Here is a 19,432-nt window from a genome sequence, read left to right as displayed (position 1 = left end):
CGGGCCCTGTCATGCCTACGCAAGCCAAGTTGCCATGCAGCCGACTGGAGAGAGTCGGCGCACCGGCAGGGGGGAAACACCATGCAACCGGTCCGCTTCGCCGTCGGCGCCTTTGCCGCGGCATTACTCGCCTGGCCAGCCTTGCCGGCCCACGCGGAGCCGCCAGGGCTGGAGGCCGCCATGGCCGCGGCGCGCGCGGACACTGCCGCGGCCACCCGGACGGCGTCAGCCGACACCGCGCCAGCGCCGGCTCCGGCCGCGCTGTTCGCCGGCGCGGCCAGAGCCGTGCCCGTGTCCCGGCTGGATGACGTTCGCGGCGGTGCGGAGGTCACCGTCAACGACATGCGCCTGCACGGCACCGTGGCCGACAACGCCGCGGTCAATACCTTGTCCGGCACCAACCACATCACCGAAGGCGCGTTCTCGAATGCGGCGGGGATTCCCACCGCGATCCAGAACTCGGGATCGAACGTGCTGATCCAGAACGCGACCATCGTCAACGTCCAGTTCAAATGATGAAGCCGCTGCGACTCCTGCTGGCGTGCGTCCCGTGGCTGCTGGCCACGGCGCACGTGCCCGGCGTGCAGGCCGCCGATGTCGCGATGTACGGGCCGGTCGGCGAACCCTACAGCGTCAGGGTCACCAGCATCCGCGAGGCGCGCTTCAAGTCCACCATCCGCCAGCAGTTCGACTTCAGCTGCGGCTCGGCCGCGGTGGCCACGCTGCTGACGTACCAGTACGGCCATCCGATCAACGAGGCCACGGTGTTCCAGAACATGTACCTCAACGGCGACCAGCAGAAGATCCGCGCCGAGGGGTTCTCGCTGCTGGACATGAAGCGCTTCCTGGCGGCGCTGGGCTATGAGGCGGATGGCTTCGAACTGCCGCTGTCCAAGCTGGAAGAAACGCAGGTGCCGGCGATCGTGCTGATCGTCGAGAACGGCTACCACCATTTCGTGGTGGTCAAGGGGGTGAAGGGCGACCGCGTGCTGGTCGGCGATCCGGCGCGCGGCACGCGCGCCATGTCGCGCGAACAGTTCGAGCGCATCTGGGACAGCCAGCTGCTGTTCGTGATCCATAACCGCACCGACCGCGCGCGCTTCAACATCGCCTCGGACTGGCGCGTCGCGCCCAGCGGTCCTTACTGGATGGGCGTCAACCGGGACAACCTCTTCTTCACGGTCATGCCACGGCATGGCGCCGGAGATTTTTGAGGAACGCGATCATGTTGCAGATTTGCTTGCCGGCCCCGGCCGTGCCACGCAGCGCCGCCTCGGCGGCCGCGGCGATGGTGCTGGGCGCCGGCCTGGCGTACGCCGGCACGGCACAGGCCGGCATGCCGCCGCCGCCCGGGGCGACCGATGCCTCGGCGCCGCCGTCGCAGGCGGCCATGGCTGCGCGCGAGCGTGCCGACACCCACCCCCTGGCTGCCGCGCGCGGCAGCATGGCCGGCTGGAAACCGGTGGCACATGAAAAGCTCGATGACATGCGCGGCGGCTTCGAGATGCCCGGGCTGCAGGTTTCGTTCGGTATCGAACGCGCGGTGTACATCAACGGCGACCTGGTGGTCGCGACCAGCATTAACATCCCAGACATCAGCCGCATCACTGCCGACCAGGCCGCGCGGCTCGCCGCGACGCTGGGACCAGCCATCGTTGCCAACACCAATGCCGCGGTGGCCAGCGCGCTCGCGGGCAATCCGGTCACGGCCGATGCCGCCGCGGCGATGGGCGCCAATGGCGCCGGCGCGGCGGCTGGGGGTGGCGCGGCTGCGGGCGGTGGCAATGCGGGCGGTGGCAATGCGGCAGCGGCCAATGGTGGTGCTTCTGCCAGCGCCGGCGCAGCCGGTGCGGCGGGCCTGCCGGCGACAGCCGTGAGTACCGCCACGGGCCAGGTCGTCACCAACGGATTGCTGAACGTGATCCAGAACGGCCCGGGCAATGCCGCATCGGTGGGAGCGCTGGCGGGAACGCCGGTGACCGTGATCCAGAACACGCTGAACAACCAGAGCATCCGGAGCCTGATGACAATCGATGCAGGCGTCAATACGCTGCAGGCCTTCCGGTCGCAACTGGCCAACACGGCGCTGAACAATGCGCTGCTGCGGGCCGCAAGCATGAGATAGCCGTTAGCGAGGTAGCAGGCAGTACAGGTCGCAGGCTCCTGCAGAACAGCCTGCCGTCCGGGGGAGGAAGACGTGATGAAGAAGCGGTCGATGCAGGGCATCCGCAATGCGGGATGCTCGACGTTGCTGTTGCTCGGCGGACTGGCGCAAGCCCAGACGCCGCCGGAGGCGGGGCCACCCGCGGCCGGACTCGAATCACTGCAGAGGGAGCTCGCCGACCAGGCCAGCCAGCTCGATGCCATGAAGCGGGCGCTGGCCGAGCAGGAGGCAGTGATCCGCGAACTGCGCAGCGTGATCGGCACCGAGGTGCTGGCCACCAAGCGCGGCGGGCAACGCGCCGGCCCCGGCGTGACGCCGGCCGACAACGCCACCAGCGCCGCCACCGCGGCAGCGGCGGCCAGTGCCACGCAGGGCGCGCCGGGTTGGGGCAACAGTCCGCAGCAGGTCATCGCCCAGGGGCCGCAGCCCGGGGCGCAGCAGGGCGAGTCGGCGAGCCCGCAGATGGTAGCCGTGGACGAGCCCGTGGGCCGTCCGCCCGAGAGCGACCAGCGCCCGCCCGAAGTGGCGCCGCTGATCGACCAGCCCGGGGTGCTGACCGGCGAAGGCAAGTTCGTGGTCGAGCCGGGCTTCCAGTACGGCTATTCGTCCAACAACCGCGTCGCGCTGGTCGGCTACTCGATCATCCCGGCCATCCTGATCGGCCTGATCGACGTGCGCGAGGTCAAGACCTCGACCTATATCGAATCGATCGCGCTGCGCTACGGCGTCACCAAGCGGCTCGAGATCGAGGCCAAGGTGCCGTACGTGCAGACCTCGGGCTCGACCATCAGCCGCGAGGTGTTCACCGGCACCGCCTTCGACAACGTGTTCAATTCCAGCGGCAAGGGCCTGGGCGATGTCGAGGCCACGGTGCGCTACCAGCTCAACTACGGCAACGAGCGGATGCCGTACTTCGTCGGCTGGCTGCGCTACAAGTCCAACACCGGCAAGGACCCGTTCGAGGTGGTGACCGATTGCGTGACGCGCTGCGTGGGCAATGCCACCGGCACCGGCCTGCCGCTGGGGCTGCCCACCGGCACCGGCTTCCAGGCGATCCAGCCCGGCATCACATGGCTGCTGCCGACCGATCCGGCGGTGTTCTTCGGCACCTTCAGCTACCTGCACAATTTTGCCCGCAACAACGTCAGCCGCACCGTGCTGAACGGCGAGAAGGAGAACCTGGGCAAGATCGCGCCGGGGGACATCTTCGAGTTCAGCTTCGGCATGGGGCTGTCGCTCAACGAGAAGGCGTCGTTCAGTATCGGCTACGACCAGGCCATCATCTGGCCGACCAAGCAGAACGGCATGACCGTGCCCGGCTCGGTGCGGGTGACGCAGGGCACCTTGCTGGTGGGGTATTCGTACCGCTTCAACAACCGCTATACGCTCAATCTCTCGGTGGGCGCGGGGCTGACGCGCGACACGCCCGACCTGCAGGTCAATGTGCGCCTGCCGATCACTTTCTGAACGCCAGGGCGCAGACGTGACGCGTGCCCCGCCCGGGCGGGACACGCGTGCGCATCACATCCGCCGGCACCGTGCGCCAGCGCCGCAACGCGCCTTGCGCTGGCCCCATGAACGGCGTACAAAGAAATAACCCCGCGCCGCCAGCGGTACTTTCCGACCAGCCTCAACCTCACCGGTGGTGCGGCCTGAACAAGGAGAGAGACATGCGCAAACGCATCTTCTGGTTGTTGCCCGACCTGACGAGTGCCCGACGCACCATGGATGACCTGCTGCTGGCCCGCGTCGAGAACCGCCATATCCACTTCGTGGCGCGCGACGGTGCCGACATGACCGGCCTGCATGAAGCCAACCTGTTCCAGACTTCCGACATCGTCCACGCGGCCGAAATGGGCCTGATGGTCGGCGGCGGCGTCGGCGTGGTGGCCGGCGTGGTGGTGGCGATGTTCCCCATCGTCAGCGACACCCCGCAGTGGGGGCTGGTCGGCGTGCTGGCGGTGCTGGGCGCGGTGTTCGGGGCCTGGGCCGCAAGCATGATCGGCAGTTCGGCGCCCAACAGCCGGCTGCGCGCGTTCGAGAAAGACATCGAGGCGGGCAAGATCCTGCTGATGGTCGACGTGCCGCGCACCCGCGTCGAAGAAGTCGAAACCCTGCTGCGCAACGCGCACCCGGAAGCCAGCTTCGCCGGCGTCGACCCGGCCGTACCGGCGTTCCCCTGATCCGGCGCACGCCGCCGGCCGGCGCCTTCGCGGCGCCGCATGTCTCTCTGCGCGCGCGACCTGCCGCGCGCCCCGGCCGCACCGGAACCGCCCCGGTTCCGGTGTGATGCCGCTGCAACACCCCCTGTTTTCCCGGTTTGCCCACGTCGGACGCATGCGGTACCTTGCGTGACGGCGCGCGGGCTGTGCCCGCCGCGCCGCCACAGAACAATGAAAGCAGCCGTCCAGGCGGAGGGGTCGAGACAATGAAGGCGAAATGGATCGCGTGCGGCCTGCTGGCCGCCACGCTGGGATGGGCCGCGCAGACGGCCCAGGCGGAGCCGGGCGTGACCCGCAACACCATCCGCATCGGCCAGTCGGCCGGCATCACGGGGCCGGTGGCGGGCTCGGTCAAGGAGCAGATCGCCGGCGCGCAGGTGTACCTGCGCACGGTCAACAACAGCGGCGGCGTCGCCGGCCGGCGCATCGAGCTGGTCACCTACGATGACGGCTTCGATGCCAAGCGCACCCCCGACAACGTGCGCAAGCTGCTCGACGAGGACAAGGTGTTCGCGCTCTTCATGGTGCGCGGCACGCCGCAGAACGAAAGCATCCTGCCCCTCATCGCCGCGCAGAAGGTGCCGCTGATCGCGCCGCTGACCGGCGCCATCACGCTGCACCGGCCGGTGAACCGCTACGTCTTCAACGTCCGCGCCAAGTACCAGGACGAAGTGGCGCGCGCGATCAACCACCTGGCCACCTCCGGCATGAGCCGCATCGGCATCTTCTACGCCAACGACGGCTTCGGCAAGGACGTGCTGGAAGGCTACAACGGTGCGCTGCAGGCGCGCGGCGTGCAGCCCGCGGCCATGGTCAATTTCTCGCGGCCGATGGGCGACATCAGCCAGGGCGTGGCGACCATGCACAAGGCCAACCCGCAGGCGGTGCTGGTGATCGGCTCGGGCTCCGAGGCGGCGCGCGTGATCCGCGAACTGCGCCGCGCCGGCAGCGAGGCGCAGTTCGTCACGCTCTCCAACAATGCCGCCGATGCCTTTATCCGCGAACTCGGCGACGACGCGCGCGGCCTGATCATCACGCAGGTGGTGCCGGGCACCAACTCCAGCCAGATGACGCTGGCCAGCGAATACCGCAGCCTGGCGAAGCAGCAGGGCGTGGAGCCGTCCAACGCCGGCATGGAGGGCTTTATGTCGGCCAAGGTGCTGGTCGAAGGCCTGCGCCGCGCTGGCCCCGACCTGACCCGCGAGCGGCTGGTCGCGGCGCTGGAAGGCATGCGCGACTTCGACCTCGGCGGCATCCTGATCAGCTACAGCGCCGCGCGCCACACCGGCTCGTCGTTCGTGGAAATGTCGATCGTGTCGTCGACCGGCAAGCTGATCCGCTAGCGCGCGGCCACGGGCCCGGAGCCGGCCGCTGCGGTATAGTCGCCCGCATGGCGACCCTGATTTCCTCCCCCGATTCCCGTACCCCGTTCGCGCTGCACGGCCGCGTCGCGCTGGTGACCGGCGGCGCGCAGGGCCTGGGCCTGGCGATTGCCGCCGGGCTGGCCGATGCCGGTGCCCATGTGCTGGTGGTGGCCCGCAATGCGCAACGCGTGCACCAGGCCGTGGCCACGCTGGCGGCGCGCGGCGGCAGCGCCGAGGCGCTGGTGCTGGACATCACCGACGAGGCCGCCGTGGCGGCGGCCTTCGACCGCATCGATGCCGGCCATGGCCGGCTCGACATCCTGGTGAACAATGCCGGCGCGCGCAACCGCAGCAATATGGCGCAGCTCGATGCCGGCGACCTGCGCGCCATGCTCGAGACCAACCTGGTGGCACCCTACGCGCTGTGCCGGCTGGCCGCGCAGCGCATGCGCCACGGCGGCTACGGGCGCATCGTCAATGTCAGCTCGATCGCGGGCCAGGTGGCGCGCGCCGGCGACGTGCTCTATCCCGCCACCAAGGGCGGCCTGGACGCGCTCACGCGCGCCATGGCCGCCGACCTGGGCCGCCACGGCGTCACCGTCAACGCGATCGCCCCCGGCTACTTCGCCACCGAGCCGAACCAGCCCATGGTCGAGGACGAGAGCGTGGCCGAGTGGCTGCGCCAGCGGACCTCGCTGGGCCGCTGGGGCCAGCCGCAGGAAGTGGCCGGCGCGGTGGTGTTCCTGGCATCGCCGGCGGCGTCGTATGTCACCGGACAGGTGCTGGCGGTCGACGGCGGCTATCTCGGGCACTTCTGAGCAGAACACTTCTGGCGCAGCGCGCGCCGCTTGCCCGCCAAAGCGTACCCAATTCTGCGTACCTTCCCACGCGCGCTTCAGCGCCGCGCGGAAGCCTTGCCGCCGCGGTAGAACGCCTGCAGGGCCTCGATCATCGCGGCGGCCGCGGCGGAATCGCCGCGGTCCTTCAGCCGCACCAGGCAGATATCGCGCACCAGCGACGGCAGCTGCAGCGGCCGGATCGCCAGCCCTTCGCGCCGGAACTGGAACAGCGCCAGCGACGGCACCGCGCTGATGCCCAGGCCCGCCTGCACCAGCGCCGCCACCGTCGCCAGGTGCTCCACCTCCATCACGCTGGCCAGGCGCAGCGGATGCAGCGCGGCGTCCAGGTGCTGGCGCACGCTGGTGGTGCGCGACAGCTGGATGAACGGCAGCCCCGCCAGCATCTCCGGCGTGATGCGCCGCTTGCGCGCCAGCGCATGGTCCGCCGGGCACACCAGGTGGAAGGTGTCGCGCACCAGCGGCTCGACGCGCAGGTCGTCGTCCTGCGCCGGCGCGGGCGCCAGCGCGAAGTCGGCGCGGCCCTGCCGGACCAGCTCGATGCAGCCATCGGCAAGCTGGTCGAACAGTTCCAGCACGATGCCCGGGTAGCGCGCGCGAAACTGCGCCAGCAGCGGCGGCAGGTCGCCGCCGGCGAGCGAGGGCAGCGCCGCGATCGAGACCCGCCCCTTGCGCCGCTCCGCGTGCGCGCGCAGGTCTTCGAACGCGGTCTCGAAGTCGGCCAGCAGCCGGCGCGCGCTCTGCTCGAAGCGCACGCCGTCGCTGCTCAGTTCCACATGCCGCGTGGTGCGTTCGAACAGCCGGCTGCCCGCCTGCTCTTCCAGCGTCTGCACCAGCGCGCTGAAGGCTGACTGCGACAGGTGGCAGGCGCGCGCCGCGCGCGTGAAATTGCGGTAGGTGGCCAGCGCCACGAAGGCGCGCAGGTGCTTGACCGACAGGTTCATGGCGCCAGCGGATATATCCAGGAAGTCGATAGATTAATCCAAATAATCCATTTTTTGGCTGGGCCCGCCGACCCTAGAATGGGATCGACCTGCCCAACCCACCTGCCTTCGACCATGACTGCTCCCTTGCTGATCGGCTCCGGCGCCGGCTTCTCCGGCGACCGTACCGACGCCGCGCTGCCGGTGGTGCGCACGCTGATCGCCGCCGCGCAGCCGGCGGCGCTGATCTTCGAGACCCTGGCCGAGCGCACGCTGGCGCTGGCGCAACTGGCGCGGCGCAACGATCCCGCGCTGGGCTACGAGCCGCTGCTGGATGCGCTGCTGGCGCCGGTGCTGGGCCTGTGCCTGCAGCACCGCATTCCCATCGTCGGCAATTTCGGCGCCGCCAATCCGCGCGCCGCGGCAAGGCGAGTGCGGCAGCTGGCCCAGGAACTGGGCCTGCCCGCACCGCGCGTAGCGGTGGTGGAGGGCGACGACCTGTCCGACGAAGCCGGGCGCGCGCGCCTGCACGGCATCCTGGGCCAGGCTTTCGACGCCGAACGCTTTGTCTGCGCCAACGCCTATATCGGCGCGCAAGGCATTGCCGAGGCCCTGGGCGCCGGGGCCGAGGTGGTGGTGTGCGGTCGCGTGGCGGACCCGGCGCTGGCGCTGGGGCCGGCGATGGCGCACTTCGGCTGGGCGTGGGACGACTGGGACCGGCTCGCCGCCGCCACCATGGCCGGGCACCTGCTCGAATGCGGGGCGCAGGTCACCGGCGGCTATTTTGCCGATCCGGGCCGCAAGGAGGTGCCGGACGTGCACGCGCTGGGCTTCCCGATCGCGCAGCTCGATGCCGACGGCGGCATCGAGATCTTCAAGGCCGCCGATACCGGCGGCTGCGTGGACCTGCGCACGGTCAAGGAGCAACTGCTGTACGAGGTGCACGACCCGTGCGCCTATCTGACGCCTGACGTGGTGGCCGACATCGGCGCCGTCACTGTCGCGCAAGTGGCCCCCGACCGCGTCGCCGTGCGCCATGTGCGCGGCCACCCGCGCCCGACGCAGCTCAAGGCCAATGTATTCAGCCACGGCGGCTGGCTGGCCGAGGGCGAGATTTCCTACGCCGGCCCCAACGCCGCGGCGCGCGCGCGGCTGGCCGCCGAGATCCTGCGCCGGCGCATGCGGTTGCTGGGCCACGACGTGCCGATCCGCTTCGACCTGATCGGCGTGCTCAGCGTGCTGGCCGACGACGGCGGCGCCATGCTCGCGCAACCCCAGCCGCACGAGGCGCAAGCGCAGGACGTGCGCCTGCGTGCCGCGCTGGCGCATGACGACCCGGCCGTGGCGCAGGCGCTGCAGCGCGAGGTCAACGCGCTCTATACCTGTGGCCCCGCCGGCGGCGGCGGCGTGCGCACGGCGCAGCGCGCACGGCTGAACGCGGTGTCGTGCCTGGTGCCGCGCGAAGCCGTCACGCCCACCCACACCTTCATCGACTGACGAGGCCCGCCATGACCGCCACCGCCGCGCTCTACCAGTTCGCCCATGGCCGTACCGGCGACAAGGGCGACCGTTCCAACATCAGCGTGATCGCCTATGACGCGCGTGACTTCGACCACCTGGTGGCGCACGTGACCGAAGACGCGGTGCGCGCACTGTTTCGCGAGCGCCGGCCCGCGGCGGTCACGCGCTACCTGGTGCCGTCGCTGCACGCGATGAACTTTGTCCTCGACGGCGTGCTCGACGGCGGCGTCAACGATGCGCTCAATCTCGACACCCACGGCAAGGCGCTGTCGTTCCGCCTGCTGCAGCTGGAGATCCCGCTGCCGCCGCGGCTTGCCGCGCGGGCCGAAGGCGCCGCCTGAGCCCTTGCTTATCACCGACAACGATTTCAACAGGAGACCTCCATGCATCCGTTCTTCAAGCCACTGGCCGTTGCCGCGCTCGCGCTGATCCTGCCCGCCGGACAGGCCTGGGCCGAGTTTCCCGACAAGCCGATCCGCTTCGTGGTGCCATTCGCCGCCGGCAGCGCCACCGACCAGCTGGCGCGCGCCATCGGCCAGGCCATCACCGTGGACAGCAAGGTCACCGTGGTGGTCGACAACAAGCCCGGCGCCAACGGCTTTATCGCCGCGTCCGACGTGGCCAAGGCGGCGCCGGACGGCTATACCGTGCTGATCAGCACCAACACCACGCATGCGGCCAACGAGCACCTGTTCAAGAAGCTGCCCTACGATCCGGTCAAGGACTACGCACCCATCACGGCGCTGGGACGCGGCGGCCAGATCATGGTGGTCAATCCGCAGGTGCCGGCCAAGACCGTGGGCGAGTTCATCGCGCTGGCGCGGCAGCAGCCGGGCAAGCTCAGCTTCGGCAGCGGCAGCTCGTCGTCGCGCATTGCCGGCGAGCTGTTCCAGCAGATGGCGCAGGTGCAGCTGCTGCACGTGCCGTACAAGAGCAACCCGCTCGCCATCACCGACCTGCTCGGCAACCAGATCCAGATGATGATCACCGACACCGCCACCGGACTGCCGCAAGTCAAGAGCGGCAAGCTGCGCGCGCTGGGCGTGTCGGGCAAGGCGCGCTCGCCGCTGGCGCCGGAGGTGCCGACCATCGATGAAGCCGGCGTCAAGGGCTACGAGATGAGCTACTGGTTCGCCGCCTATGCGCCCGCGGGGACGCCGCAGCCGGTGGTGGCCAGACTCAACGCGATGATGGTGAAGGCCGCGCGCAGTGACAGCGCCGCCGGCTTCTACAAATCGACCGGCACGGAAGTCTTCACCAGCACGCCCGCGGAACTGGCGAAGTTCCAGTCGCAGGAGTCGGGCAAGTGGGGCCGCATCATCAAGGCGGCGAATATCCAACCCGAGTAAAAACCGGGCGGCGCAAGCTCCCATGCATGGAAAACGGGGCCCATGGGGAACCACATGGCCCCGTTTTTTACGCAGAAGTAGGTACGCTCTGACCCTTGCGGCCTTGTCGGGCAAGGCGCGGCTAACATATGCGCTGGCCGCGCGCCCGCTGGTGCCGGCCTGCTCCTCGACAACACCAACCAGAACAGGATCAGGATATGAAGCTGCAGTCCATGGTGCGCCATGCCACCTTCAGCCGGCACCCGCGTCCGGCCTTGCGCCGGACCCTGGCGCGTGCCGCCATCGCCATCGCCATGGGCAGCGCCGTGCTGGCCGCGGGCGTGGCCGGCGCGCAGACCGCCACGCCGCCGGCACAGCAGAAGACCCAGGTGCCGGGCTACTACCGCATGATGGTCGGCCAGCTGGAAGTCACCGCGCTCTATGACGGCTACATCGACCTGGACCCCAAGATCTTCAAGTACACCAGCGCGCGCGAAGTGCAAAGCCTGCTGGCGCGCATGTTCGTGGCCTCGACGCCGGGCATGCAGACCGCGGTCAACGCCTACCTGATCCATACCGGTAGCCGGCTGGTGCTGGTCGACACCGGTGCGGCGGGCTGCTTCGGGCCGACGCTGGGACGCATCGGCGAGAACCTGCGTGCCGCCGGCTATGCGCCCGAGCAGGTCGACACCGTGCTGCTGACGCACCTGCATGGCGACCATGCCTGCGGCCTGGCCAGCGACGGCAAGGCCGCGTTCCCGAACGCGACGGTCTACGTCGACAAGGCTGACCTCGATTACTGGCTCAACGATGCCAACGCCGCCGCCGCGCCGCAGGAGGCGCAGGGGCTGTTCGCCATGGCGCGTGCCGCGGTCGCGCCGTACCAGGCGGCGCAGCGCTTGCGCACCTTCAACGGCGGCGCCGGCAGCGAGCCCGTTCCCGGGGTGCGCGTGGTGCCGGCCAACGGGCATACCCCCGGCCACAGCGGCTACCTGTTCACCTCGGGCAACGACAGCCTGCTGCTGTGGGGCGACATCGTGCACAACCACGCGCTGCAGCTGCGGCGGCCGCAGGTGGCGATCGAATTCGACGTCGACAGCAAGCAGGCCGTGATCACGCGCAAGCGCATCCTGGAACAGGCCGCCAGGGGCCGGCTCTGGGTGGGCGGCGCGCACATGCCGTTCCCGGGGCTGGGCCATGTGCGCCGCGACAGCGCCGGCTATGCGTGGGTGCCGGCCGAATATGGCCCGATCCGCGACCGCTAGCCACGGGCGCCGGCTTTTCGCCTAGAGTCATCCCAGGGGCCGCCGCGCGTTCCGGATGCGTCGGCCCGGTCTGCCGGAGGACTTGCCATGCCTGCCAATGTGACCCGCCGCCGCTGGCTGCGCGCCGGCGCCGCGGCCCTGTTGCTGGCCGCACCCTTGCCGCGCGCCGTGCGCGCCCAGCCCGCACCGGCGCCGGCCCGCGAGGCCGCGGCGCAGCGCATCGGCGTGATCGGCGCGGGCCGCATCGGCGGCACCGTTGGCGGCTTGTGGGTCAAGGCCGGGCATCCGGTCCTGTTCTCGTCGCGCCATCCGGAGGCACTCAAGCCGCTGGTCGAAGAATTGGGTACGCTCGCGCGCGCCGGCACCGTGGCCGAGGCCATTGCGTTCTCTGACGTGCTGTTCCTGGCCACGCCCTATGGCGCGCTGCCGCAACTCAGCCGCGACCATGCCGGGGCCTGGCAAGGCAAGATCGTGCTCGATGCCACCAACGCCTATGCCCACCGCGACGGCCCCATCGCCGACGAGGCGCGCCGCGATGGCATCGGCCTTACCACCGCGCGCTACCTGCGCGGCGCGCGCGTGGTGCGTGCCTTCAACTTCATGGGGGCGGCGCAGTTTGCCAGCGAGCATCACCGGCCCGGCGGGCTGGTGGCGGTGCCGATCGCGGGCGATGACCCGGCCGCGCTGCAGGTGGCCGCGCAACTGGTGCGCGATGCGGGATTCGAACCGGTGGTGGTGGGGCCGCTGGCCAGCGCCGATCGCTTTGCGCCGGGCGGGCCGCTGTTCCGGCAGGTGGGTACGGCAGAGGAGTTCCGGCGCAAGATGGAGGGACGCTGACGCGCCGGATTGAAACTGGCGGCTCAGGGGCGGCTCCGGGGCGGCTCAGGGCCGGCGCCGCTCCATCGCGACCATCGACGGCGTAAAGCCGAGCTGGCCGAAGAAGGCGGCCTCGGACGAGCGCGCCGCGCGCAGCATCCAGCTGATATCGGGATCGCTGCCGACGATATGCCGCACCAGGGCGCGGCCGATGCCGTGGCGGCGGTGGCCGGGCGCGACCACCACCATCGACAGGAAGCCGTCGCAGACGTCATCGCACAGCGCGCGGGCAAAGCCGATCACCTCGCCTTTTTCAACCGCCACGGCCACGCGCTGCGAATTGGCGACCAGGCGCGCGAATTTCTCGGGACCGCCGACCCGGTGAGCCCAGCCATTGGCGATCAGTAGTTGTCTGGCTGCCTCGAGGTCGTCGGGCAACAGGTTACGGATTTCCATTGGCGGCTCTCCCAGCAAAGCATGTACGGCCCCTCGCCGCCCCTTGCCACCAGGGGCGCCGCGAGTCGAGAACGGCACGGCAAGCCGTGCCGCGCAATTGGCGGAGTGTAGCGAGCGTGCGCGGGCGCGTCAATTTGGCGCCCGGCGCGCCGGGGAGTCGCTCACGGCGACGCGCCGGCGCGGTATCATGGCCTCCATGAACGCCCCCGTCTTTTCCTCCGCGCATCCGGCCGACCAGCTTGCCGAGTTCACCGACGCGGATGCGGCGGTCGCCCGCATCCGCGAGATCTACGATGCATCGGTCGGCGCCGTGCGCGCGCGCTTCGATGCCTTCGCCGGCGGCAAGCCGCTGCCCTCGGCCGCGCATGCGTGCTATCCGTACCTGGGCATCTCGGTCAACATCGAGACCATGGTCACCGACAGCCGCCCCTCCTGGGGTACGGTGGCGTACCCGGGCGTGTACGGCACCACGGTGACGCGCCCCGACCTGCTGGCCGACTACTACCGCGACCAGATCGAGCGGCTGATGCGCTATCACCGCGTGCCGGTGGTGGTGGGCCTGAGCCGGCGCCCGATCCCGCTGCCGTTCGTGATCGAGGCCTCCACCACCGACATCAGCTACACCCAGGCGCGCGAGCTGGAAGCGTCGTTCGTGCTGCCGGAACTGAACCGCATCGACGACGGCATTGCCAACGGCACCTATGAACCGGTGCCGGGCGAAGCCTGGCCGCTGTCGCTGTTCCCGGCGGAGCGCGTCGACCTGGCGCTGCAGCGGCTCTACCACTACACCGGCACGGCGCCGCAGCACTTCCAGCGCTTCGTGCTGTTCACCAACTACCAGCGCTATGTCGACGAGTTCGTTGCGCTGGGGCGCGCGCTGATGGGCGACGGCGACGGCGGCGGCTACACCCGCTTTGTCGAGCCCGGCGACGTGGTGCAGGACCTCGGCGCGGCCGAACCCGACGATGCCACGCGCCCGCGCGTGCTGCCGCAGATGCCGGCCTACCACCTGGTGCGCGGCGACAAGCTGGGCGTGACACTGGTCAATATCGGGGTGGGGCCGTCCAACGCCAAGACCATGACCGACCACCTCGCCGTGCTGCGCCCGCACTGCTGGCTGATGGTCGGCCACTGCGGCGGCCTGCGCCGCTCGCAGCAGCTCGGCGACTACGTGCTGGCGCACGCCTACGTGCGCGACGACCACGTGCTCGACCACGACCTGCCGCCCTGGGTGCCGGTGCCGCCCATCGCCGAGATCCAGGTGGCGCTGCAAGAGGCCGTGGCGCGCGTGACCGGGCTGTCCGGCAACGAGATGAAGACGCGCATGCGCACCGGCACGGTGGTGTCGACCGACGACCGCAACTGGGAGCTGAAGTCCAAGTCGCTGTATGCGCGCTTCAACCAGTCGCGCGCGATCGCCATCGACATGGAGAGCGCGGCGGTGGCCGCCAACGGCTTCCGCCTGCGCGTGCCGTATGGCACGCTGCTGTGCGTCTCGGACAAGCCGCTGCATGGCGAGCTCAAGCTGCGCGGCATGGCCAACGCGTTCTATCGCCAGCGCGTCAGCCAGCACATGACAATCGGGCTGGAGGCGATCCGCATCCTGCGCGAGAACGGCGTCGAGCAACTGCATTCGCGCAAGCTGCGCAGCTTTGACGAGCCGGCGTTCCGGTAGCGTCCGCCGCTTACCTCTGCAATGCAAAAGGCCGGCGCCCGATGGGCGCCGGCCTTTTGCATTGCGTGGCGGGATCAGAACCGATACCCCACCCCGAAGCTGAACAGCCACGGATTCAGGCTGACCTTGGAGACCTTGACGTCGCCCGCCTTGACGTCGCTCGACAGCCAGATCTTCTTGATGTCGGCGTTCAGGAACCAGTTCCTGGTCAGCTTGTAGTCCATGCCGATCTGCAGCGCCGGGCCCACGCTCCAGCCATCCAGCTGCAGTGTGTTGTTGGCGATGTTCTCGCCCCAGATGCGGGTGAAGTTCAGGCCCGCGCCGATATACGGGCGGAAAGTGCCGTTGGGAATGAGGTGGTACTGCATCAGCAGCGTCGGCGGCAGGTGCTTGAAGGTGCCGATCTTGTTGCCGTCGAGATAGACGTTCTGCTTCTGCGGCACCGTCAGCACCAGTTCGGCGGCGAAGTTCGGCGTGAAGAAGTAGGTGACGTCGAGTTCGGGGATCCACTTGTTGTTGACCGTGATGCGGTCCGACCGGCCGACGCCGCCGACAGGATCGGAGCTGCGGGCCATGTCGAGGTAGGTGCCGCGCAGCCGCACCATCCAGTTGCCCTGGGCGTCATCCGCGGCGGCCGCGGGCGTGGCGAAGGCGCCGAGCATGGCGCAGGCGGCGATGGCCGAACAGGCGGCGGTGCGACGAGACAGTGTTTTCGACAGTGTTTTCATGAGGTCTGCTTGGTTTGTTATCGAGCCGCGCCTAGTGTGGCGAAGCCGGCCGGAGGGGGCCTTGACACAAACCAAGCGGAACCAAATGGTGCGCGCGGCGTCGCGAGGGCACGACAGCGTCGCCACGCGCGGTGCGGCTTCGGACGTCGCTTCTAACCACATGCGAAATGATTCGTAGCGCGGCCTGATCCTGCCGCTTACGCTGTGCGAAAGATCCGAGCACGCGCAACGCGTGTCACCGGATCGGCACCAGGCATGTCGTGGGCGTCCGCAAGGGCGTCTTTCCGGGTGTGCCCCGTGGGGGCGGGGCACACCGGTTTTCTTGCGATACGCCAGGCGTCAGGCCTCGGCGGCCGCGCCGGCCGGTGCGATCGACCCGGTCTGGACCGTGGCGCCGAATCCCGCCTGCAGGTGCCGGTTCACGCCCGACAGCACCGCGCGCAGCGACGCCGTGACGAGGTTGGCGTCGATGCCCGCGCCGAACCCGGTCGGCGAATCGCCCACGCGGACTTCCACGTAGCAAGCTGCGCGCGCATCGGCGCCGGCGGTCAGCGCGTGCTCGTGGTAGTCCATCACGCGTACCGGCAGGTCCAGCGCATCGATGAAGGCGTCGATGGGACCGTTGCCGCGGCCGCGCACGCTGCAGGGCTGGCCGTCGCGCTCGATCTGCACCGTGATCAGGGTGGCGCCGGTACTGTCCGTGGCCAGCTGGTGCGAGACATAGCGCAGCGGCGTTTCGCGCGCCAGGTACTCGCGCTGGAACAGCCCATAAAGGTCGTCGGCGCTCGCTTCCAGCCCGCTGTCGTCGGTCATGGCCTGCACCGCGCGGCTGAACTCGATCTGCAGGCGGCGCGGCAGGTAGAGGCCATGCACCTGTTCCAGCAGGTACGCCATGCCGCCCTTGCCCGACTGGCTGTTGACGCGGATCACCGCGTCGTAGCTGCGGCCCAGGTCGGCCGGGTCGATCGGCAGGTAGGGCACTTCCCAGATGCCGTCCGGCTGCTGCTGCGCAAAGCCCTTGCGGATCGCATCCTGGTGCGAGCCCGAGAACGCGGTGAACACCAGGTCGCCCACATACGGATGGCGCGGGTGCACCGGCAGCTGGTTGCAGTGCTCCACGCACTGGCGCACCGAATCGATGTCGGAGAAGTCCAGCTGCGGCGCCACGCCCTGCGTATAGAGGTTCAGCGCCAGTGTCACCAGGTCGACGTTGCCGGTGCGTTCGCCGTTGCCGAACAGGCAGCCCTCGACGCGGTCGGCGCCCGCCATCAGCGCCAGCTCGGCGGCCGCCACCGCGGTGCCGCGGTCGTTGTGCGGGTGCACCGACAGCGCGATGTGCTCGCGCCGCGCGAGGCGGCGGTGCATCCATTCGATCTGGTCGGCGAACACGTTGGGCGTGCTGCATTCCACCGTGGTCGGCAGGTTCAGGATCATCGGGCGGCCCGGTCCGGCCTGCCACGCGGCCGACACCGCGTCGCTCACTTCCAGCGAGAAATCGAGCTCGGCCAGGCTGAAGGTCTCGGGCGAATACTCGTAGGTCCAGGCGGTCTCGGGCATGGCATCGGTCAGCGCCTTGATCAGGCGCGTGCCCGATACCGCGACCTCCTTGATCTCGTCGCGCGAGGCATTGAAGACGATGCGGCGCCAGGCCGGTGCGATCGGGTTGTACAGGTGCACGGTGGCGCGTGCCGCGCCGCGCACGGATTCGACAGTACGGCGGATCAGGTCTTCACGCGACTGCGTCAGCACGACGATGGTGACGTCGTCGGGAATGCGCCGTTCTTCGATCAGCATGCGCACGAAGTCGAAGTCGGTCTGCGAGGCGGCGGGGAACGCCACTTCGATTTCCTTCAGGCCGATCTTCACCAGCTGTTCGAAGAAGCGCAGCTTGCGCGCCGGGTTCATCGGCTCGATCAGGGCCTGGTTGCCGTCGCGCAGGTCGGTGCTCATCCAGCGCGGCGCGCGCGTGATGGTGCGGCCAGGCCAGCTGCGCTCAGGGATGTCGACGGTGGCGGCGGGGCGGTACTTGGTGGCGGGATTGCCGAGCATACGGGGTCTCCTTCCTCGCAAGGGAAGATGAAAGATGGAAAAACGGGAAAAGGGTGGCGCAAGGCTGCCGAACTGCCACGGGGCCCTAGGCCCGGCAACCGATCGGTAGGCTTAGCAGTAGCGAGGAAGCGCGCAGGGCGCGGCCCGATGCCAGGGCAGCCAGCACGCGTGCGCGGGCAGCGATGCGGGACGCATCGGCAGCCTGGCCGGGGGTGCTGGTGTAACGGTTCATCGTGGCGAATGAGAGCGGGCGGCGCCGCTCGGGGAGAGTGCGCACGCGGCGCAAGTCCATAGGAACGGGCAAGGTTAGTCGACAAGTCCCGACCCGGTCAAGCGTTTGCACCCGTGCCTGGCTGCGCGGCGCCCCATCGTGGCCCGATCAGGGGATCGGCGGGAGCAGGTTGCGCCAAAAGGTTGGGACGCAGCTGCCGCTCGCGCTTGGCGGACCCATTTTCCTCGGCCGTATGGCGATGTACGGCAGCGATGTCCTGCGCTGAATGGATGACTTGCGGCGATGTTCTGTGCGCTGCACCTCAGTCCTCTGGCTGGTATTGCGCGGGGCACTTTGTGCCTACGCTGATAGCGCGGGAAAAACACGACTGGGGGGAACATCATGAAACTAAGAATGTGGGCATCCTGGCTGGCGGGCTCGGCCGCGGCCTTGTTGCTGGCGGCATGCGGCGGCGGCGGCGGTGGCAGCGGCGCGCCCGCCGCGCCGGCATCGGGCGGCGGCACCACGCCGCTGACCTATACAACGAAGATGAGCGTGACCTCGGGCGAAGTGGGGGTCGGCCGCACGCTGACCATCAGCGCGGTCGCCGTCGACAGCAACGGCGTCGACGTATCGGGCAACACCACCTTCGACTGGACCAGCACCGACAGCACCGTCGCCACCGTCGCGCCGGGCGCGGGCACGCCGGGCAGCGCCGTGGTCAAGGGCGTTGCCGCGGGCACGACCACCGTGCAGGTGGTCGCCACGGTCCGGGGCGCCGACAACACCACGGTGCAACTGCCCGCGCAAGCGGCCACCATCACCGTGGTGCCGGCGTCGGCGCTGAGCTACACGCTGTCGATGCCGGCCACCAGCCTGTCGATGAGCGACGGCCAGGAACTGCCGGTCAAGGTGACGCTGCTCGACAGCAACGGCAGCGATGTGTCGGCCAGCGTCACGAACTGGGCCTGGTCCAGCAGCGGCACCGCGGTCCAGGTCACGGCCAGCCAGAACAGCGCCACGCTGAAGGCCAGCAACGGCTCGCCCGCGACCGAGGCGACGGCCAGTGTCTCGGTGTCGGTGACCGCGCCTGACGGCCATGCCCTCGCCGGCGTTATCGCGGTGACGGTGCAGAAGAATGGCGCCGCGGCGTATCGCGTGGTGACCACCAAGGGCGGGCGCGAAGTCAATGCGCTGCAGGTGTTCAGCAACCGTCCGGACACCTTCACCGCGCGCGTGCTGCGCCACGACGGCCAGGACGTGACCGCCGACTTCGACGGCAGCTGGAGCTACACGGCAAGCTCGGCGACGCTGTCGGCGACGGAAGCGGCGGGTACGCATGACGCCACGGTGCGCACCAGCCTGGCCGGCGACACCGGTCCGGTACAGGGCAGCCTGACGGTGACCGCGGTCAGCAGCAAGCTGGGCGAGCGCCGCAGCGCCACCCTGACGGTGACGGAGAACCCGCTGTGGGCACTGGTTAACGACAACCAGGATCCGATGACGCTGCTGCTGATGACGCCGATGCCCGTCGAGGTCACCGCGCGCATGAAGCACCTGGGCGAGGATGCGCAGTACACCGCGTGCAAGGACTGGGCATGGTCCAGCACCGGTCCGGTATCGCTGAGCCCGAGCATGGTGATGCTGCCCAACCAGGTGCGCGCCAGCGGCACCGCGCCCGGCGACTTCACCATCACCGCGACTTGCACCGCGGTCGCCGACAATACGCCGCTGAAGCTGGTCTTCTACGGTACGGTCAAGTAAGCGCCGGTATCCCGCAGCTGGCTGGACGCCCTCCGTATGGAGGGCGTTTTGCGTTTTGCTTTCGAGGACACAGACGGTTTGCTCCCCTC

At 69.4% G+C, this 19,432-nt stretch carries 19 protein-coding genes; 14 read left to right on the top strand and 5 right to left on the bottom strand.

Features of this window, described 5'->3' with window-relative positions; all coding sequences use genetic code 11:
• Positions 1-81: 81 nt before the first annotated feature.
• A complete protein-coding gene (locus LIN44_RS23640) occupies positions 82-516 on the top strand; it encodes a hypothetical protein (RefSeq protein ID WP_227314692.1) in 435 nt (144 codons plus the stop codon).
• Positions 516-1,214 carry a C39 family peptidase gene (locus tag LIN44_RS23635; RefSeq protein WP_227316411.1) on the top strand — a complete coding sequence of 233 codons (699 nt, stop codon included), beginning with the start codon at positions 516-518 and terminating at the stop codon, positions 1,212-1,214. Before LIN44_RS23640 ends, LIN44_RS23635 begins: the two co-directional genes overlap by 1 nt.
• Here LIN44_RS23635 and LIN44_RS23630 read toward each other — a convergent pair.
• Positions 1,183-1,392, bottom strand: coding sequence for a hypothetical protein (locus tag LIN44_RS23630; RefSeq protein WP_227314691.1), 210 nt, complete (start codon positions 1,390-1,392; stop codon positions 1,183-1,185). The genes LIN44_RS23635 and LIN44_RS23630 overlap by 32 nt on opposite strands.
• On the opposite strand from LIN44_RS23630, the gene LIN44_RS23625 reads away from it, so the two are divergent.
• The 5 genes from LIN44_RS23625 to LIN44_RS23605 all read left to right on the top strand — a co-directional run bounded on the left by LIN44_RS23625 (position 1,391) and on the right by LIN44_RS23605 (position 6,568).
• A complete protein-coding gene (locus LIN44_RS23625; protein WP_227314690.1) occupies positions 1,391-2,125 on the top strand; it encodes a flagellin in 735 nt (244 codons plus the stop codon). The genes LIN44_RS23630 and LIN44_RS23625 overlap by 2 nt on opposite strands.
• A gap of 75 nt (positions 2,126-2,200) precedes the next feature.
• Positions 2,201-3,631: an acetate kinase gene (locus tag LIN44_RS23620; RefSeq protein WP_227314689.1), complete on the top strand. Its 1,431-nt coding sequence runs from the start codon at positions 2,201-2,203 to the stop codon at positions 3,629-3,631.
• Between the two features lie 203 nt (positions 3,632-3,834).
• The gene (locus tag LIN44_RS23615; protein ID WP_227314688.1) at positions 3,835-4,347 is read left to right on the top strand and encodes a DUF1269 domain-containing protein; all 513 of its coding nucleotides are present in this window, start codon (positions 3,835-3,837) and stop codon (positions 4,345-4,347) included.
• Between the two features lie 245 nt (positions 4,348-4,592).
• The gene (locus LIN44_RS23610) at positions 4,593-5,729 is read left to right on the top strand and encodes an ABC transporter substrate-binding protein (protein ID WP_227314687.1); all 1,137 of its coding nucleotides are present in this window, start codon (positions 4,593-4,595) and stop codon (positions 5,727-5,729) included.
• Positions 5,730-5,776: 47 nt separating this feature from the next.
• Positions 5,777-6,568, top strand: a complete 792-nt coding sequence (locus tag LIN44_RS23605) for an SDR family oxidoreductase (RefSeq protein WP_227314686.1) — start codon at positions 5,777-5,779, stop codon at positions 6,566-6,568.
• A 77-nt stretch (positions 6,569-6,645) separates the two neighbouring features.
• Here LIN44_RS23605 and LIN44_RS23600 read toward each other — a convergent pair whose 3' ends face one another.
• Positions 6,646-7,551: a LysR family transcriptional regulator gene (locus LIN44_RS23600; RefSeq protein WP_227314685.1), complete on the bottom strand. Its 906-nt coding sequence runs from the start codon at positions 7,549-7,551 to the stop codon at positions 6,646-6,648.
• Between the two features lie 114 nt (positions 7,552-7,665).
• Between LIN44_RS23600 and LIN44_RS23595 the strand changes: the two genes are divergently transcribed.
• The 5 genes from LIN44_RS23595 to LIN44_RS23575 all read left to right on the top strand — a co-directional run bounded on the left by LIN44_RS23595 (position 7,666) and on the right by LIN44_RS23575 (position 12,481).
• The gene (locus LIN44_RS23595; RefSeq protein ID WP_227314684.1) at positions 7,666-9,027 is read left to right on the top strand and encodes an acyclic terpene utilization AtuA family protein; all 1,362 of its coding nucleotides are present in this window, start codon (positions 7,666-7,668) and stop codon (positions 9,025-9,027) included.
• A gap of 11 nt (positions 9,028-9,038) precedes the next feature.
• Complete coding sequence (locus LIN44_RS23590) at positions 9,039-9,392, top strand: hypothetical protein (protein ID WP_227314683.1); 354 nt, start codon at positions 9,039-9,041, stop codon at positions 9,390-9,392.
• Between the two features lie 42 nt (positions 9,393-9,434).
• Positions 9,435-10,400 (top strand): tripartite tricarboxylate transporter substrate binding protein, encoded by a 966-nt coding sequence (locus tag LIN44_RS23585; RefSeq protein WP_227314682.1) that lies wholly within the window; start codon positions 9,435-9,437, stop codon positions 10,398-10,400.
• Positions 10,401-10,597: 197 nt separating this feature from the next.
• Complete coding sequence (locus tag LIN44_RS23580; protein WP_227314681.1) at positions 10,598-11,644, top strand: MBL fold metallo-hydrolase; 1,047 nt, start codon at positions 10,598-10,600, stop codon at positions 11,642-11,644.
• An 87-nt stretch (positions 11,645-11,731) separates the two neighbouring features.
• Positions 11,732-12,481: an NADPH-dependent F420 reductase gene (locus tag LIN44_RS23575; RefSeq protein WP_227314680.1), complete on the top strand. Its 750-nt coding sequence runs from the start codon at positions 11,732-11,734 to the stop codon at positions 12,479-12,481.
• Positions 12,482-12,526: 45 nt separating this feature from the next.
• Here the strand turns inward: LIN44_RS23575 and LIN44_RS23570 are convergent, their stop codons facing one another.
• The gene (locus LIN44_RS23570) at positions 12,527-12,916 is read right to left on the bottom strand and encodes a GNAT family N-acetyltransferase (protein WP_116342266.1); all 390 of its coding nucleotides are present in this window, start codon (positions 12,914-12,916) and stop codon (positions 12,527-12,529) included.
• A 187-nt stretch (positions 12,917-13,103) separates the two neighbouring features.
• On the opposite strand from LIN44_RS23570, the gene LIN44_RS23565 reads away from it, so the two are divergent.
• The gene (locus LIN44_RS23565; RefSeq protein WP_227314679.1) at positions 13,104-14,591 is read left to right on the top strand and encodes an AMP nucleosidase; all 1,488 of its coding nucleotides are present in this window, start codon (positions 13,104-13,106) and stop codon (positions 14,589-14,591) included.
• A 74-nt stretch (positions 14,592-14,665) separates the two neighbouring features.
• Here LIN44_RS23565 and LIN44_RS23560 read toward each other — a convergent pair whose 3' ends face one another.
• The gene (locus LIN44_RS23560) at positions 14,666-15,319 is read right to left on the bottom strand and encodes an OmpW family protein (RefSeq protein WP_304524189.1); all 654 of its coding nucleotides are present in this window, start codon (positions 15,317-15,319) and stop codon (positions 14,666-14,668) included.
• 339 nt (positions 15,320-15,658) lie between these two features.
• Positions 15,659-17,368, bottom strand: coding sequence for a 2-isopropylmalate synthase (leuA, locus tag LIN44_RS23555; protein ID WP_227314678.1), 1,710 nt, complete (start codon positions 17,366-17,368; stop codon positions 15,659-15,661).
• Between the two features lie 613 nt (positions 17,369-17,981).
• Between leuA and LIN44_RS23550 the strand changes: the two genes are divergently transcribed.
• The gene (locus LIN44_RS23550; protein ID WP_227314677.1) at positions 17,982-19,343 is read left to right on the top strand and encodes a hypothetical protein; all 1,362 of its coding nucleotides are present in this window, start codon (positions 17,982-17,984) and stop codon (positions 19,341-19,343) included.
• Positions 19,344-19,432: the final 89 nt, after the last annotated feature.

This window comes from Cupriavidus sp. MP-37 (assembly GCF_020618415.1).
In the GTDB taxonomy this organism is placed as follows: Bacteria; Pseudomonadota; Gammaproteobacteria; order Burkholderiales; family Burkholderiaceae; genus Cupriavidus.
Note: the sequence above shows the minus strand (reverse complement) of the source record. Positions and strands in the feature narration are given on the sequence as shown.